Here is a 15,529-nt window from a genome sequence, read left to right as displayed (position 1 = left end):
GGTTGTTCTTGTAGGACGGATAAGCTCAGTGTCATCCGGCTATTAATGATTATGCAAGTACCAGATCACCTTGTGGATGGCAGGAGCAGGCCAGTACATAACCTTCAGCAATTTCCGCGTCAGTCAGCGTCATGGTGCTGGAGACCGTGTAGTTACCATCAACGACTTTGGTTTTACAGCAGCCGCATACGCCCGCACGGCATGCGGCGACGATCGGCACGCTGTTGCTTTCCAGCGCTTCCAGAAGGGTCGTGCCAACCGGTGCATAAAACTCTTTTGCCGGTTGTAACTTGGTGAACTTCAGACCGCTGGTGGCGGCTTCCGCGACCGGAGTGAAGAACTGCTCTTTAAAGAAGCGCGTCACGCCAAGCGCTTTCACTTCTTTTTCAACCAGATCCATGTACGGCGCCGGGCCGCAGGTCATTACGGTACGTGCGGTCAGATCCGGTACGCTCTTCAGTAGTTCGGTTGTCAGTCGGCCGGAAACAAAGCCATGGGTAGCATTGTTTTCGGCGACTAACGTGACCGGATACTCACGCCATTCGTCGGCAAAAATGACATCTTCCGGCGAACGGACGTTAAAGATCACCTGTACATCGGCCTGCGGACGATACTTTGCCAACCAGCGACGCATTGACATGATTGGCGTAACACCACAGCCAGCAGCCAGCATCAGGAACTTGTCTTCCGCTTTATCTTCACAGGTGAATTCACCCATGGCATCGGACAGCCAGATGTAGTCGCCGCGCTTCACGTCACGGGTTAACCACTGAGAACCTGCACCGTCGTCAATCCGCCGAATAGTCAGCGTGATGTATTCGCTAACGCCCGGTGTTGAGGAGAGGGTGTAAGCACGCAGCGTATCCGCTGAGTTACGTACGCTGACCAGTGCATACTGCCCGGCACGATATGGGTAATAGTCGTGGCATAGCAACGAAATTGTCCATACATCCGGCGTTTCCTGATGGATGTGATGAACCTGCATCCGCCACGGGCACTGATGGGTTGGCATTGTCATTCTCTACTCCTTACGCGCTCAGCAGCTGCTTCATGTCTTCTTCAACGGTGGTCACAGAACGCAGACCGAATTTCTCGTTGAGTACAGCCAGCAGATCCGGCGTGAAGAAGCCAGGTGCAGTTGGGCCAGTGACGATGTTTTTCACACCCAGGGACAGCAGGGTCAGCAGAATTACAATCGCTTTCTGTTCGAACCAGGAGAGCACCAGAGACAGCGGCAGGTCATTGACGCCACAGCCCAGTTTTTCCGCCAGGGTTACCGCCAGGATGATGGCAGAGTAAGCATCGTTACACTGACCGGCGTCGACCAGACGTGGCAGACCTTCAATATCGCCGAAGTCCAGTTTGTTGAAACGGTATTTACCACAGGCCAGGGTCAGGATCAGGCAGTCGTCCGGTACGCTGGTGGCGAAGTCGGTGAAGTAGTTACGTTCACCACGTGCGCCGTCGCAGCCGCCAACCAGGAAGATGTGACGCAGTTTTTCGCGGCTCACCAGGTCGATCAGGGTATCAGCTGCGCCCAGCAACGTCTGACGACCGAAACCGACGGTGATCAGGTGTGGAATTTCGCTGTACGGGAAGCCCGCCATTTGCTGCGCCTGAGCGATAACCGGACCGAAGTCGTCGCCTTCCAGATGGCTCACGCCCGGCCAACCGACGATGCTACGAGTCCAGATACGGTCGTCGTATGCGCCAACGGTCGGGTCGATGATGCAGTTAGAGGTCATTACGATTGGACCTGGGAAGCGGGCGAATTCCACCTGCTGGTTCTGCCAGCCACTGCCGTAGTTACCGATCAGGTGTTTGAATTTACGCAGCTCCGGGTAACCGTGCGCTGGCAGCATTTCACCGTGGGTGTAGACGTTAACGCCGGTGCCTTCGGTCTGCTCCAGCAGGTTATACAGATCTTTCAGGTCATGACCAGAGATCAGAATGCATTTCCCTTCGGTCGCTTTCACGTTGACCTGAGTCGGTGTCGGGTGACCGTATTTGGTAGTTTCACCGGCATCCAGGATGCTCATCACTTTGAAGTTCATCTGGCCTATTTCCATAGAGCACTCCAGCAGAGCGTTCATATCGGAAGGCCAGGTACCCAGCCATGCCATGATTTTGTGGTACTGAGCGTAGATATCGTTGTCGTACTGACCCAGAACATGTGCGTGTTCCATGTAGGCTGCCGCACCTTTCAGGCCGTACAGGCAAAGCAGACGCAGGCCGAGAATGTTCTCGCCAATGGTCGCTTTGTCTTTATTCGGGGTAAATTCCGCTGCCTGACGTTGCAGGTCACCCAGATCGTCGCTGACCAGTTGCAGGTCAGCCATCGGGTTATCGACAGTCGCGTTAGCATCAATATTCAGACATTGTGCTTTCAGTGCGTCACGCATGGCGATAGCTTCGCGAGCATAGCCGACAATACGTGGGGAGTCGAAGTTTACGTTGGTCAGCGTGGAGAAGAACGCGCGCGGAGCAAAATTATCAACTTCATGGTCGATGATGCCGTATTCACGCGCTTTAACCGCCCATGCAGACAGACCTTGTAGGGAAGCAATCAGCAGATCCTGCAGATCGGAGGTCTCCGCTGTCTTACCGCACATACCCTGCGCGTAAGAGCAGCCGTTCCCTGCCGGAGTACGGATGGTTTGTTCACATTGCACACAAAACATGGTCACACCTTTTAAAGTTATATTTAATATACATGTTTAAGGTTATGCCTGCGCGCGCAGGGATTAAAGGGATTTCTAATACAACTTGCAGGGAGATTGATTTAGCGCAATTTTGGCGGTAGCTGACTACCGCCAGAGAGGTATTTGTCTGTATATCAGGCGGAGAAAAATGCCATCAACAGAGGCACCAGTAAACTCAGAATAAAGCCGTGAACGATTGCAGCTGGAACCATCTCCAGACCACCGCTACGTTGTAAAACGGGCAGGGTGAAATCCATTGATGTCGCACCGCAGAGTCCTAAGGCGGTGGATCGACTGCGGCCAACTAATCCCGGAATTAACATAATGGCAATCAGTTCGCGCGCCAGATCGTTAAAGAAAGCGGCGCTGCCGATAACCGGCCCGAACGATTCGGTCAACAAAATACCGGAAAGGGAATACCAGCCAAATCCCGATGCCATCGCCAGTGACGTTTTCATCGGTAGACCGAGGATTAGTGCATTGATGACTCCACCCAGCAGCGAACTGGCAACCACGACGACGGCAACAATCATGCCTCTGCGGTTCAGCACAATCTGTTTTAAGGTCATGCCGCTGTTGCGCAATTGAATTCCCACGAGGAACAATAAAAAGATCAGCGTATATTCGCTGGCTTCGGTTGCGTGCTGCAGCATTGAAAACCCGGTAAGCCCGAGCAGAAAACCCAGGACAACGACACCACAAAGTTGTAGCGACTCAAGTGCCATTGCAATTCGCGAAGGTAACTTTTCTTGCTGGTGGTTGTGTCGCCAGGGCAGTGCACGTTCCAGCCACAGTAGCGCCGCAATGTTACATAGCAGAATGACCGTAATACTGACGGCAGAATAATGAAGAATGGATAACAGATTACTGGCGAGATTATCCAGAAACGCCAGGCTGATGCCCATAAAGAAGAGAATAAGGTAGACGATCCAACTCAGCAGGCGATTAATGAGTTTTAAAGCAGCCCTGTGCCGAAGCGGAATCAGATAACCCACAATAAGTGGGACCAGAATGATTAACAGTCCTGAAAACATGAACAACCGGGTCCTTTATATGTGAAGCAGCGCAATGACACTACCCAATAAAAGCTTTCAGGTAAAGTTACAAAAAAAGCCGGGTGGCGCTGATGCCTACCCGGCTTACATATTGCAGTGAACTGTAGGTCAGGTAAGACACTGCCACCTGACACTATGGCCTACGTGGGATTAATCGCGTTTTTCCAGCAGGGTGCGATAAATAAGTCCACCGAGAACCCCACCGATAATCGGCATGACCCAGAACAGCCACAGTTGTTCTAGCGCCCAGCCGCCCTGGAAGAGGGCAACGGCGGTACTACGTGCCGGGTTTACGGATGTGTTGGTGACCGGAATGCTGATCAGGTGAATCAGCGTTAACGCAAGACCAATAGCAATGGGTGCGAAACCTGCCGGAGCATGTTTATCGGTAGCACCGTGGATAACCAGTAAGAAACCTGCGGTCAGAACGATTTCAATAACGATAGCGGAAAGCATCGAATAGCCGCCCGGAGAATGTTCACCGTAGCCGTTTGACGCAAACCCACTGGCTGTAGCATCGAAGCCTGCTTTACCGCTGGCAATAAGATACAGCACAGCTGCCGCAACAATACCGCCCACGACCTGGGCAATAACATAACCAATAACGTCTTTTGCCGGAAAGCGACCACCAGCCCATAAACCGAATGTCACTGCTGGGTTAAAATGTCCGCCTGAAATATGACCGACGGCAAATGCCATTGTCAAAACAGTGAGACCGAAGGCCAGCGCAACACCGGCAAATCCAATACCTAACTCAGGGAATGCTGCGGCCAGCACGGCACTCCCACATCCACCAAAAACAAGCCAGAATGTACCGAAGAATTCGGCTGCTAATTTCCTGAACATAACCACCTCAATTAAAAGTTCCGGGTTCGTTGTCGTACCCGGTTATTCATCGCTAAAAGGGGCGATGATTAAAGAGCGTATATTTTAGAAAAAAACATCATCCCTTCGCCACTTAAATTAATAAAAAAATTTGATTTAAGGCAATGCGACGTCAATCCTTTTTGGATTTGATGTAGATAAGGTATCGTTTAATTACATTAAGCGGATTGTTGTGCCCTGAAATAATATTCATTGTAAATTTTAAGAAGAATATTCTTATGTTTTTTAGTTCCCCCGGTTTCGGTTTGGGTGATATCGGGTGTCCTGAGTGCCTGCTTGCCGTTATACTCCTGATAACTTGAAGGAAAAAGTTAGCATTTCCGGAGGCTATATGATTCTCGAACGCGTTGAGATTGTTGGGTTTCGTGGTATTAATCGGCTGTCGTTGGTGCTGGAGCAAAACAACGTGCTGATTGGGGAGAACGCGTGGGGTAAATCCAGCCTGCTGGATGCATTAACCCTGTTGTTGTCACCTGAGTCGGATTTATACCATTTTGATCGCGAAGACTTTTGGTTCCCACCGGGTGATGTCCAGGGGCGGGAACATCATTTGCACATTATTCTGACGTTTCGCGAATCTCAACCGGGCCGCCATCGGGTACGTCGGTACCGTCCGCTGGAAGCATGCTGGTCCCCATGTTCGGATAACTATCACCGTATTTTCTATCGGCTGGAAGGAGAGTGTGCGGATGATGGTAGTGTCCTGACGCTGCGCAGCTTCCTTGATGGCGCAGGCCATCCTTTACCCATCGACGATATTAACGACCAGGCCCGCCATCTCGTCCGCCTGATGCCGGTTCTACGTCTGCGTGATGCGCGTTTTATGCGGCGGATCCGCAACGGTACGGTGCCAGATATGGCCGATGTTGAAGTCACCGCCCGTCAACTGGATTTTCTGGCGCGCGAACTCGCTAACCGTCCACAAAATTTGACGGATGGACAGATTCGCCAGGGGCTTTCAGCCATGGTTCAACTGCTGGAGCACTATTTTTCTGAGCAGGGATCTAGTCAGTCACGTTATCGTCTGATGCGTCGGCGATCCAATAACGAACAACGTAGCTGGCGTTATCTGGACATTATTAACCGCATGATTGATAAGCCTGGAGGACGTACGCACCGCGTGATCCTTTTGGGGCTTTTTTCGACCCTGTTACAGGCTAAAGGCACACTTAGACTGGATAAAGATGCCCGTCCTTTGTTGCTGGTAGAAGATCCAGAAACACGGTTGCATCCTATTATGCTCTCTGTCGCCTGGCAGTTGCTGAATCTACTTCCTCTGCAGCGTGTGGCGACCACCAACTCCGGAGAATTGTTGTCTCTCACGCCCGTTGAGCATGTTGTCCGTCTGGTGCGTGAATCCTCTCGCGTTGCCGCCTGGCGGCTGGGGCCGGGGGGTTTGAGTGCGGAAGACGGACGGCGTATTGCGTTTCATATTCGCTTTAATCGAGCGTCGTCGTTGTTTGCCCGCTGCTGGCTGCTGGTGGAGGGGGAAACGGAAACCTGGGTTATTAACGAACTGGCTCGTCAGTGCGGACATCACTTTGATGCCGAAGGCATTAAAGTCATTGAGTTCGCCCAGTCAGGCCTTAAACCGTTGGTTAAGTTTGCCCGGCGTATGGGGATAGAGTGGCATGTGTTGGTCGATGGAGATGAAGCGGGCAAAAAGTACGCCGCTACCGTACGCAGCTTGCTGAATAACGATCGGGAAGAAGAACGCGAACATTTAACCATACTGCCTGCGCTGGATATGGAACACTTTATGTACCGACAGGGATTCTCTGACGTCTTTCATCGGGTGGCACAAATTCCGGAAAATGTACCAATGAATATGCGCAAGATTATATCGAAAGCTATTCATCGTTCGTCAAAACCGGATCTGGCGATTGAAGTGGCGATGGAAGCAGGGCGACGCGGCGTTGAAGCCGTACCAACCCTGCTCAGGAAAATGTTTTCGCGCGTGCTGTGGTTGGCGCGCGGGCGGGCTGATTAGTGGCGGAACATCAGCGATAACTGAGCGTGTATATTGTCCAGTAACTGATAGCGGCGGCGGTATTCCGCGCGTTTTTTACTGGCAATATCTGCCTCGTTTTTTCGAGCCAACGAGCGTGGAATATGATAATACCCGTGGCTGTCGCATTCTCCACCTACCGACTCCCAAAAGGCATTATAGTCAGAAAGAATAACCTTGTTTTTATCATGGTAACGTGGGCTGCGAAAAATATGCTGCTCATTACTGACAGCCAGAACTTGTTCGATATTAAGCTGTTCCGCAAAGCGGCAAATAGCCTCCATTACAATACGCTTAGGAAAAATTCCATGGCATGATTTGGTCGCTTTTTGAATTTCTTCGTGCGGCAGTAGGCGACTTCCTCCTTGTAATCCTCCAATAAAAACAGTGGTTATCTTTTCATACTGACATAGCGTAAAGGTTATTTCCGCCAACGTTTCACCGTTACTATTACGCACAAGTATGGTGCTTTCACCTTCTTTATCCAGTGCAATGAATGTAGTTAATACTATGGTAAATATTTCACCATCTTTGCCCTCAAATTGCGCCAACTGTAAGCCGTCATTGCTTAATAAGGCGTTAAATTCGCCAGGTAAGAATGCATGACGGATGACATGATAGTGAAAACGTACGGCATCTAAGCGCATATTGCGATCGAAGTTTACGGCAAGGTAAGGACGGTGCAGACGAACCGGCAGTCGGGGATGCCGGGCGAGCAGGTTATCTAGATCTGGCCACTGTGCCAGTTCAGTCATCCATTCTCTGGTAAGGCGAGGTGTCAGTAATGAGCGCCAGATAAACTTACGGCGAAAACTCCGTTTACCCCAAAATTTACTGGGCCGTAAATGACCGGATGCCAGGTTGCAAAAAAGGCCAAAACCAGTTGCCGGTTTTGCAGAATGAAAAGTGTTTTCAGTTAGCTGGCTCATAATAACAATCCAATTGATATACTGGTACTAATTTCAGCACGGTGGATCTTAACGATTCATCAATAACTCTGTTATTCTTTGAACTTTTCAACGCCTGTTAATTTATCGTTGATGTTTATCACTCCACTCTGGTGGACGTATTGGGGGAAACTGGGATTTTTATGAAGCTCAAGGGAAAAATTAAAAAACGGTATTTTCTCATCGCCATCATTATTATTGTGGTGATGATTGCACTTTGGAGAACACTAAATGCTCCATTACCTCAGTATCAGACGTTAATTGTTCGACCTGGCGATCTCCAGCAAAGCGTACTGGCAACCGGGAAACTGGATGCGTTACGCAAAGTTGACGTAGGTGCGCAGGTGAGCGGGCAGCTGAAAACGTTGTCAGTAGCGATTGGCGATAAAGTAAAAAAAGATCAACTGCTTGGTGTTATTGATCCTGAACAGGCGCAAAACCAGATCAAAGAGGTCGAGGCGACGCTCATGGAATTACGCGCTCAGCGTTTGCAGGCAGAAGCCGAATGGAAACTGGCGCGGGTAACGCTTTCTCGTCAGCAACAGTTGGCGAAAACACAGGCTGTTTCTCAGCAGGATCTCGACACTGCTGCTACCGAAATGGCGGTTAAACAGGCGCAAATTGGCACCATTGATGCACAAATTAAGCGTAATCAGGCCTCGCTTGATACGGCAAAGACTAACCTCGATTACACCCGCATCGTGGCTCCTATGGCCGGTGAGGTAACCCAAATTACCACCCTGCAGGGGCAAACCGTGATTGCTGCACAGCAGGCACCAAACATTCTGACTCTGGCAGATATGAGCACCATGCTGGTAAAAGCGCAGGTGTCCGAGGCGGATGTTATTCATCTGCATCCGGGGCAAAAGGCCTGGTTTACTGTGCTGGGCGATCCGCAGACGCGCTATGAAGGTACACTCAAAGATGTGTTGCCAACGCCAGAGAAAGTGAATGACGCTATTTTCTATTACGCCCGCTTCGAAGTGCCTAACCCGAAAGGGATCCTGCGTCTGGATATGACCGCGCAGGTTCATATTCAGCTAACGGATGTGAAAAATGTGCTGACAATCCCGTTAGCGGCCCTTGGCGATCCTATTGGCAACAACCGTTATAACGTCAGACTGTTGCGCAACGGCGAGACCCGGGAACGTGAGGTCTCTATCGGCGCACGTAATGACACCGATGTAGAGATTGTAAAAGGGCTGGAAGAAGGGGATGAAGTCATCATCGGTGAGGCGAAACCTGGAGCGGCGCAATGACGGCATTGCTTGAGCTGAGCAATATCTGCCGCAGTTACCCGTCAGGAGAAGGGCAGGTCGAGGTGTTAAAGAACGTCTCCTTGAGCATCCAGGCCGGCGAAATGGTGGCGATTGTCGGGGCTTCTGGCTCGGGCAAATCGACGCTGATGAACATTCTGGGATGTCTGGACAAGCCTACCAACGGGACGTATCAGGTTGCCGGGCGCGATGTTTCCACCCTGGACAGCGACGCGTTAGCGCAACTACGGCGTGAGCATTTCGGCTTCATCTTCCAGCGGTATCATTTACTCTCGCATTTGACGGCAGCGCAAAACGTTGAGGTACCCGCGGTCTACGCCGGAACCGAGCGTAAGCAGCGGTTGGCACGAGCGCAGGAGTTGCTCCAGCGACTGGGACTGGGTGACAGGGTCGACTATCAACCTTCCCAGCTTTCCGGTGGGCAGCAGCAGCGCGTCAGTATTGCGCGTGCGCTGATGAATGGCGGACAGGTGATTCTGGCCGATGAACCGACCGGGGCGCTGGACAGCCATTCTGGCGAAGAGGTGATGGCTATTCTGCATCAGCTGCGCGATCGTGGACATACGGTGATTATCGTAACTCACGACCCGCAGGTAGCTGCACAGGCCGAGCGAGTGATTGAAATTCGTGATGGCGAAATCGTGCGTAATCCGCCGTCACAGAAACCCTCTGCAGGGCGCGGTATTGCGGAACCGACGGTGACGACGGCCTCCGGTTGGCGTCAGTTTGCCAGCGGTTTTCGTGAGGCGCTTACCATGGCGTGGCTGGCAATGGCCGCCAATAAGATGCGTACACTGCTGACCATGCTTGGCATTATCATCGGTATTGCTTCTGTGGTCTCTATTGTGGTTGTTGGTGACGCAGCAAAACAGCTGGTGCTGGCTGATATTCGCGCTATCGGGACGAACACCATTGATATCTACCCCGGCAAAGATTTCGGTGATGATGACCCACGGTATCAGCAGGCGCTGAAATATGACGACTTAGTCGCTATTCAGAAGCAGCCCTGGGTGAGTTCCGTTACGCCTGCGGTGTCGAAGAATTTGCGTCTGCGTTATGGAAATATCGACGTGGCGGCCAGCGCGAACGGCGTTAGTGGAGATTACTTTAACGTTTATGGCATGACGTTTAGCGAAGGGAACACTTTTAACGCAGAACAGTTAAATGGTCGGGCACAGGTGGTGGTGCTTGACAGCAATACCCGACGCCAGCTATTCCCCAACAAAGCGCAGGTAGTGGGAGAAGTTATCCTGGTGGGAAATATGCCTGCCACCGTGATTGGGGTCGCCGAAGAGAAGCAGTCGATGTTTGGCAGCAGCAAGATCCTGCGGGTCTGGTTGCCTTACAGCACCATGTCCGGGCGGATCATGGGGCAATCGTGGCTGAACTCTATTACCGTGCGTGTTAAGGATGGTTTCGACAGCGCGCAGGCGGAGCAGCAACTGACCCGACTGTTGTCGTTGCGCCATGGTAAAAAAGATTTCTTCACCTGGAACATGGACGGCGTCTTGAAAACCGCCGAAAAAACCACACGTACTTTACAGTTGTTCCTGACTCTGGTTGCGGTGATTTCCCTGGTGGTCGGCGGAATAGGCGTGATGAACATTATGCTGGTTTCCGTGACTGAACGAACGCGTGAAATTGGCATTCGTATGGCGGTTGGTGCGCGTGCCAGTGATGTGCTGCAGCAGTTCTTAATTGAAGCAGTGCTGGTGTGTCTGGTCGGTGGGGCGTTAGGTATTAGCCTGTCGATGCTAATCGCTTTTACGTTGCAACTTTTTCTGCCTGGATGGGAAATTGGATTCTCTCCTTTTGCCCTGCTGACGGCTTTCCTGTGCTCAACGGCGACCGGCGTTTTGTTTGGCTGGCTGCCTGCGCGTAATGCGGCGCGCCTTGATCCCGTCGATGCTTTGGCGCGTGAATAACGTGTTGTATTGCATAGGAAATAAAAATGCCAGCCTCCGGGGCTGGCATTTTGTCTGCGGGATGTACACAATGAGACAGAAGAGCTATGCGACAGCTTCTGCTTCAATGACAGGCACGATGACGCTGGCGTGATTGCCTTTTGGCCCCTGGTGGACATCAAACTGGACAGACTGTCCGGCTTTTAGCGTTCTGTAACCATCCATTTGAATGGTGGAGTAATGGGCGAAGATATCTTCGCCACCGCCTTCAGGGCAGATGAAACCAAACCCTTTGGCATTGTTGAACCACTTAACAGTACCCGTTTCCATGCTTCGACATCCTTCGTAAATCTTATATAAGTAAGATGGAATGAACCGGTGGCGGAGTGGGGGCTGTTCAAAACCTCGCCAACTCTCGAGACTACAATTTAGAGAAATCAGGCGGGGCGTCAAGCGTCAGGCTAGTGGAATAGGGTAAAAATGCATCAAAATTTGAAGCAGTTAACGCTATTGTCGGTTCTGTGACAGATGTCGCGAATGACACTGATAGATGATAATTATCTAATACTTGAGGTAGATTGATTGTGCGCATAGGCTCTTGTCAGCGGCAAGTTATTCTGCCGGTAACCGTAACTGAAGATGACGACTGACAATGGGTAAGACGAACGATTGGTTGGATTTCGACCTGCTGGCGGAAGACAAATTGCGCGACGCGCTAAAACCGCCATCTATGTATAAAGTGATATTAGTCAATGATGATTACACTCCGATGGAGTTTGTTATTGACGTGTTACAAAAATTCTTTTCTTATGATGTAGAACGTGCAACGCAACTGATGCTTGCTGTTCACTATCAAGGTAAAGCTATCTGCGGCGTATTTACCGCGGAAGTGGCTGAGACCAAAGTTGCGATGGTGAACAAATATGCGAGGGAGAACGAGCATCCGTTGCTGTGTACGCTGGAAAAAGCCTGAATGCAGGCATAAATATTGGGGGAGGTGCCTATGCTCAATCAAGAACTGGAACTCAGTTTAAACATGGCTTTCGCCAGAGCGCGCGAGCACCGACATGAGTTTATGACCGTCGAGCACTTGTTACTGGCATTGCTCAGTAACCCATCGGCCCGCGAAGCGCTGGAAGCGTGTTCTGTGGATTTGGTGGCGCTCCGTCAGGAACTCGAAGCCTTCATTGAACAAACCACACCCGTATTGCCTGCCAGCGAAGAAGAGCGCGACACGCAACCGACGCTGAGTTTTCAGCGTGTACTGCAACGTGCTGTCTTTCATGTTCAGTCCTCCGGGCGTAATGAAGTCACTGGCGCAAATGTGCTGGTTGCCATCTTCAGCGAGCAGGAATCTCAGGCGGCGTATCTGCTGCGTAAGCATGAAGTCAGTCGCCTGGACGTGGTGAATTTTATTTCTCATGGCACGCGCAAAGACGAACCGAGTCAGTCTTCTGATTCAGGTAATCAGCCAAATAGCGAAGAACAAGCTGGCGGGGAGGACCGTATGGAGAACTTCACCACTAACCTTAACCAGCTTGCTCGCGTGGGCGGTATTGATCCGCTCATTGGCCGGGAAAAAGAGCTGGAGCGAGCCATTCAGGTACTGTGCCGCCGCCGTAAAAACAACCCGCTGCTGGTGGGTGAGTCTGGCGTCGGGAAAACCGCGATTGCTGAAGGCCTCGCCTGGCGTATTGTCCAGGGTGACGTGCCGGAAGTCATGGCAGACTGCACGCTTTACTCGCTGGATATTGGGTCGCTGCTGGCGGGAACCAAATACCGTGGTGATTTTGAAAAACGGTTTAAAGCTCTGCTGAAACAGCTGGAACAGGATACCAACAGTATTCTGTTTATCGATGAGATCCACACCATTATAGGTGCGGGGGCTGCATCTGGCGGCCAGGTTGATGCCGCAAACCTGATCAAACCGCTGCTGTCCAGCGGGAAGATCCGCGTGATCGGTTCGACCACCTATCAGGAGTTCAGCAATATTTTCGAGAAAGACCGTGCGTTAGCGCGTCGCTTCCAGAAAATCGATATTACTGAACCGTCGGTGGAAGAGACCGTGCAGATTATTAACGGTTTGAAACCCAAATATGAAGCGCACCACGATGTTCGTTATACCGCAAAAGCAGTGCGTGCAGCGGTTGAGCTGGCGGTGAAATATATCAACGATCGTCATCTGCCGGATAAAGCGATTGATGTGATCGATGAAGCTGGCGCCCGTGCGCGACTGATGCCGGTCAGCAAGCGCAAGAAAACCGTCAACGTAGCGGATATTGAGTCCGTTGTGGCTCGCATTGCGCGGATCCCGGAAAAGAGTGTTTCGCAGAGCGATCGAGATACGCTGAAAAATCTGGGCAACCGCCTGAAAATGCTGGTGTTCGGGCAGGATAAAGCTATTGAGGCACTGACTGAAGCGATCAAGATGAGTCGTGCAGGTCTTGGTCACGAGCATAAACCTGTCGGTTCGTTCTTGTTTGCTGGTCCGACTGGCGTCGGTAAAACCGAAGTCACGGTGCAACTGTCCAAAGCGCTGGGTATTGAACTGCTGCGTTTTGATATGTCTGAATATATGGAGCGCCATACCGTCAGCCGCCTGATTGGTGCGCCTCCGGGGTACGTTGGATTTGACCAGGGCGGTTTGTTAACGGATGCGGTGATTAAACATCCGCATGCGGTACTGCTGCTGGATGAAATCGAAAAAGCGCACCCGGATGTCTTTAACCTGCTGCTGCAGGTGATGGATAACGGTACGTTGACTGACAACAACGGGCGCAAAGCGGATTTCCGCAACGTGGTGCTGGTAATGACCACGAACGCCGGGGTGCGTGAAACTGAACGTAAATCGATTGGGCTTATTCATCAGGACAACAGTACTGATGCGATGGGCGAGATCAAAAAAGTATTTACGCCGGAGTTCCGTAACCGTCTCGACAATATTATCTGGTTTGATCATCTCTCTACTGAGGTCATTCACCAGGTTGTGGATAAATTTATTGTCGAACTTCAGGTTCAGCTGGATCAGAAAGGCGTCTCTCTTGAAGTGAGTCAGGAAGCACGTGACTGGCTGGCAGAGAAAGGCTATGACCGCGCTATGGGCGCACGCCCGATGACGCGTGTAGTCCAGGACAACCTGAAAAAACCATTGGCAAACGAACTGCTGTTCGGTTCGCTTGTGGATGGTGGGCAGGTGACAGTCGCGCTGGATAAAGAGAAAAATGAGCTGACGTATGGCTTCCAGAGTGCGCAAAAGCATAAACCGGAAGCAGCACATTAAATTCTTATCTCATAACAGACCGGGCGTAAATGAACTGACCCCATAATATTGGACAGTTTATTTTAAGCGGTTATCTGGGCCTGGATTCGGTATTCTACCGGACTCAGGCCTTTCAGTTTCTGTTTTATTCTTTCATGGTTGTAATAGTGGATATAGTCATCGATAGCCATGCGCAACTCGCTGATATTCTCGTGTTCCGTGAGGTAAAAACACTCAGATTTCAGTGTGCCGAAGAAGCTCTCCATCACTGCATTGTCATGACAGTTCCCCTTCCTTGACATGCTCTGTCTCAGACCCGCCTCCTTAAGCCGGTTCTGATAATGTGCCATCTGATATTGCCAGCCCTGATCTGAGTGGAGCAGCGGGTATTCGTTTTTGCCCAGTACAGATATAGCCTTCGACAGCATGTTATCCACCATCGACAGAAGAGGACGGGGCCCCATCTGGTACGCAACTATTTCTCCGTTATACAGATCCAGAATCGGGGACAGATACAGCTTTTCTCCGCTGATTTTAAATTCCGTGACATCTGTAACCCACTTTTGGTTGGGCTTATCCGCACTGAACTGCCGGTTCAGTACATTACCCACAACTTTCCCATACCGGCCTTTGTAAGAGTTATATTTCTTCCTTCTGATACAACAGGTTAAACCCAGAGCCTTCATTAACCTGTGAACCGTTTTATGGTTCAGTAAGCTTCCTTCCCGGCGGCCAGCCAGCGTGATTCGCCTGTATCCATACCGTCCTTTATGTTTATGGAACAGCGTTAAAATCTGCTGCTTGTCATCAGCATATTTGTCTGGTTTTTTACCGCTGGCCAGTTGCCAGTAGAACGTGCTTCTCGCCAGCCCTGCGGCGTTTAACAAGCGTGCAAGAGAGAACTTCAGCCTTAACTCATTCACGACCTGCGCTTTATCCCGCGTCCTGACGTGCTCCTTTCCCTGAGTAAGGCCTGCAGCTTTTTTAGATATGCCACTTCAGCACGCAGTTGTTCAAGCTCCTCACGTTCATCCGGGTCAAGAGGAGCCTGCAAAGGAGGGACAGGGTGATTCTCAGGGTGTTCTGGCATCGTTTTTTTCCTGCGTCGGCTGTCTGTAAGGGCTTCTAATCCCCCTTCATCATACAGTCGTTCCCACTGACAAACAGTGGAAAAGGCCGGGATAATGAATTTTGCACAGACTTCGCGAACAGACAGGTGGTGTTCACGCATATGCAGGATAACGGACTCTTTAAACGCAGGAGAATAGGTAAAATGCCGGGTTGTAAGCCCGGCTTCGCCATGAAGCTTCCAGGCAGCAGACCACTTACGAACGGCACTGTGATCGATACCAAAACGTTTTGCCGTCGCTTCCTGTCCTTCCTGCCCGGAAAGATAGTGCTGCACAACCTCAAGCTTAAAGCTGAGAGAATACTTGCTCATAAAAAACTGCACCTTACTTCGTTGGGTGTCCAACTTTTTGGGTGCAGTTCA

Annotated in this window: 12 protein-coding genes; 5 read left to right on the top strand and 7 right to left on the bottom strand. The window is 51.0% G+C overall.

Translation table 11 applies throughout. From position 1 onward, the window contains the following. Window positions 1-49: 49 nt before the first annotated feature. The 4 genes from hcr to aqpZ all read right to left on the bottom strand — a co-directional run bounded on the left by hcr (window position 50) and on the right by aqpZ (window position 4,603). Window positions 50-1,018, bottom strand: coding sequence for an NADH oxidoreductase (gene hcr, locus OGX98_RS15875; RefSeq protein WP_045444792.1), 969 nt, complete (start codon window positions 1,016-1,018; stop codon window positions 50-52). Window positions 1,019-1,028: 10 nt separating this feature from the next. Beyond that, complete coding sequence (gene hcp / locus OGX98_RS15870) at window positions 1,029-2,681, bottom strand: hydroxylamine reductase (protein WP_048221081.1); 1,653 nt, start codon at window positions 2,679-2,681, stop codon at window positions 1,029-1,031. A gap of 155 nt (window positions 2,682-2,836) precedes the next feature. Beyond that, window positions 2,837-3,736 carry a LysO family transporter gene (locus OGX98_RS15865; RefSeq protein WP_045444786.1) on the bottom strand — a complete coding sequence of 300 codons (900 nt, stop codon included), beginning with the start codon at window positions 3,734-3,736 and terminating at the stop codon, window positions 2,837-2,839. 171 nt (window positions 3,737-3,907) lie between these two features. Beyond that, window positions 3,908-4,603 (bottom strand): aquaporin Z, encoded by a 696-nt coding sequence (gene aqpZ / locus OGX98_RS15860; RefSeq protein ID WP_045444783.1) that lies wholly within the window; start codon window positions 4,601-4,603, stop codon window positions 3,908-3,910. A gap of 370 nt (window positions 4,604-4,973) precedes the next feature. On the opposite strand from aqpZ, the gene OGX98_RS15855 reads away from it, so the two are divergent. Next, window positions 4,974-6,632, top strand: coding sequence for an ATP-dependent endonuclease (locus OGX98_RS15855; RefSeq protein WP_048221084.1), 1,659 nt, complete (start codon window positions 4,974-4,976; stop codon window positions 6,630-6,632). Here the strand turns inward: OGX98_RS15855 and OGX98_RS15850 are convergent. Continuing rightward, the gene (locus OGX98_RS15850; RefSeq protein ID WP_286595545.1) at window positions 6,629-7,579 is read right to left on the bottom strand and encodes a VirK/YbjX family protein; all 951 of its coding nucleotides are present in this window, start codon (window positions 7,577-7,579) and stop codon (window positions 6,629-6,631) included. The two genes, OGX98_RS15855 and OGX98_RS15850, sit on opposite strands and share 4 nt — an antisense overlap. Window positions 7,580-7,740: 161 nt before the next feature. On the opposite strand from OGX98_RS15850, the gene macA reads away from it, so the two are divergent. Further along, a complete protein-coding gene (macA, locus tag OGX98_RS15845; protein WP_045444771.1) occupies window positions 7,741-8,856 on the top strand; it encodes a macrolide transporter subunit MacA in 1,116 nt (371 codons plus the stop codon). Beyond that, window positions 8,853-10,799 carry a macrolide ABC transporter ATP-binding protein/permease MacB gene (macB, locus tag OGX98_RS15840; RefSeq protein ID WP_286595543.1) on the top strand — a complete coding sequence of 649 codons (1,947 nt, stop codon included), beginning with the start codon at window positions 8,853-8,855 and terminating at the stop codon, window positions 10,797-10,799. The genes macA and macB overlap by 4 nt, the downstream gene beginning before the upstream one ends. 84 nt (window positions 10,800-10,883) lie before the next feature. Here the strand turns inward: macB and cspD are convergent, their stop codons facing one another. Beyond that, window positions 10,884-11,108: a cold shock-like protein CspD gene (cspD, locus tag OGX98_RS15835; protein WP_003036813.1), complete on the bottom strand. Its 225-nt coding sequence runs from the start codon at window positions 11,106-11,108 to the stop codon at window positions 10,884-10,886. Window positions 11,109-11,430: 322 nt separating this feature from the next. Here cspD and clpS point away from each other — a divergent pair, with 322 nt between their 5' ends. Together clpS and clpA are read left to right on the top strand one after the other, a co-directional pair. Next, entirely contained in the window at window positions 11,431-11,751 is a 321-nt protein-coding gene (gene clpS, locus OGX98_RS15830; protein WP_003036810.1) for an ATP-dependent Clp protease adapter ClpS, read from the top strand. Window positions 11,752-11,781: 30 nt separating this feature from the next. Beyond that, the gene (clpA, locus tag OGX98_RS15825; protein WP_045444765.1) at window positions 11,782-14,058 is read left to right on the top strand and encodes an ATP-dependent Clp protease ATP-binding subunit ClpA; all 2,277 of its coding nucleotides are present in this window, start codon (window positions 11,782-11,784) and stop codon (window positions 14,056-14,058) included. A 62-nt stretch (window positions 14,059-14,120) separates the two neighbouring features. Here the strand turns inward: clpA and OGX98_RS15820 are convergent. Beyond that, a protein-coding gene (locus OGX98_RS15820) for an IS3 family transposase (protein ID WP_286594712.1) occupies window positions 14,121-15,478 on the bottom strand; the annotation gives its coding sequence in 2 pieces (ribosomal slippage) (window positions 14,121-15,016 and window positions 15,016-15,478; 1,359 coding nt in all). Window positions 15,479-15,529: the final 51 nt, after the last annotated feature.

This window comes from Citrobacter sp. Cm046 (assembly GCF_030333065.1).
Taxonomy (GTDB): Bacteria; Pseudomonadota; Gammaproteobacteria; order Enterobacterales; family Enterobacteriaceae; genus Citrobacter; species Citrobacter murliniae.
The sequence above is the reverse complement of the archived record's forward strand: the minus strand, read 5'-3'. Positions and strand labels throughout refer to the sequence as shown.

Coding starts and splice junctions, on each gene's coding strand:
- OGX98_RS15865 (WP_045444786.1), bottom strand. CDS start 3,736: ATGTTTTCAGGACTGTTAATCATTCTGGTCCCACTTATTGTGGGTTAT.
- OGX98_RS15850 (WP_286595545.1), bottom strand. CDS start 7,579: ATGAGCCAGCTAACTGAAAACACTTTTCATTCTGCAAAACCGGCAACT.
- macB (WP_286595543.1), top strand. CDS start 8,853: ATGACGGCATTGCTTGAGCTGAGCAATATCTGCCGCAGTTACCCGTCA.
- hcr (WP_045444792.1), bottom strand. CDS start 1,018: ATGACAATGCCAACCCATCAGTGCCCGTGGCGGATGCAGGTTCATCAC.
- aqpZ (WP_045444783.1), bottom strand. CDS start 4,603: ATGTTCAGGAAATTAGCAGCCGAATTCTTCGGTACATTCTGGCTTGTT.
- hcp (WP_048221081.1), bottom strand. CDS start 2,681: ATGTTTTGTGTGCAATGTGAACAAACCATCCGTACTCCGGCAGGGAAC.
- clpS (WP_003036810.1), top strand. CDS start 11,431: ATGGGTAAGACGAACGATTGGTTGGATTTCGACCTGCTGGCGGAAGAC.
- macA (WP_045444771.1), top strand. CDS start 7,741: ATGAAGCTCAAGGGAAAAATTAAAAAACGGTATTTTCTCATCGCCATC.
- OGX98_RS15855 (WP_048221084.1), top strand. CDS start 4,974: ATGATTCTCGAACGCGTTGAGATTGTTGGGTTTCGTGGTATTAATCGG.
- cspD (WP_003036813.1), bottom strand. CDS start 11,108: ATGGAAACGGGTACTGTTAAGTGGTTCAACAATGCCAAAGGGTTTGGT.
- clpA (WP_045444765.1), top strand. CDS start 11,782: ATGCTCAATCAAGAACTGGAACTCAGTTTAAACATGGCTTTCGCCAGA.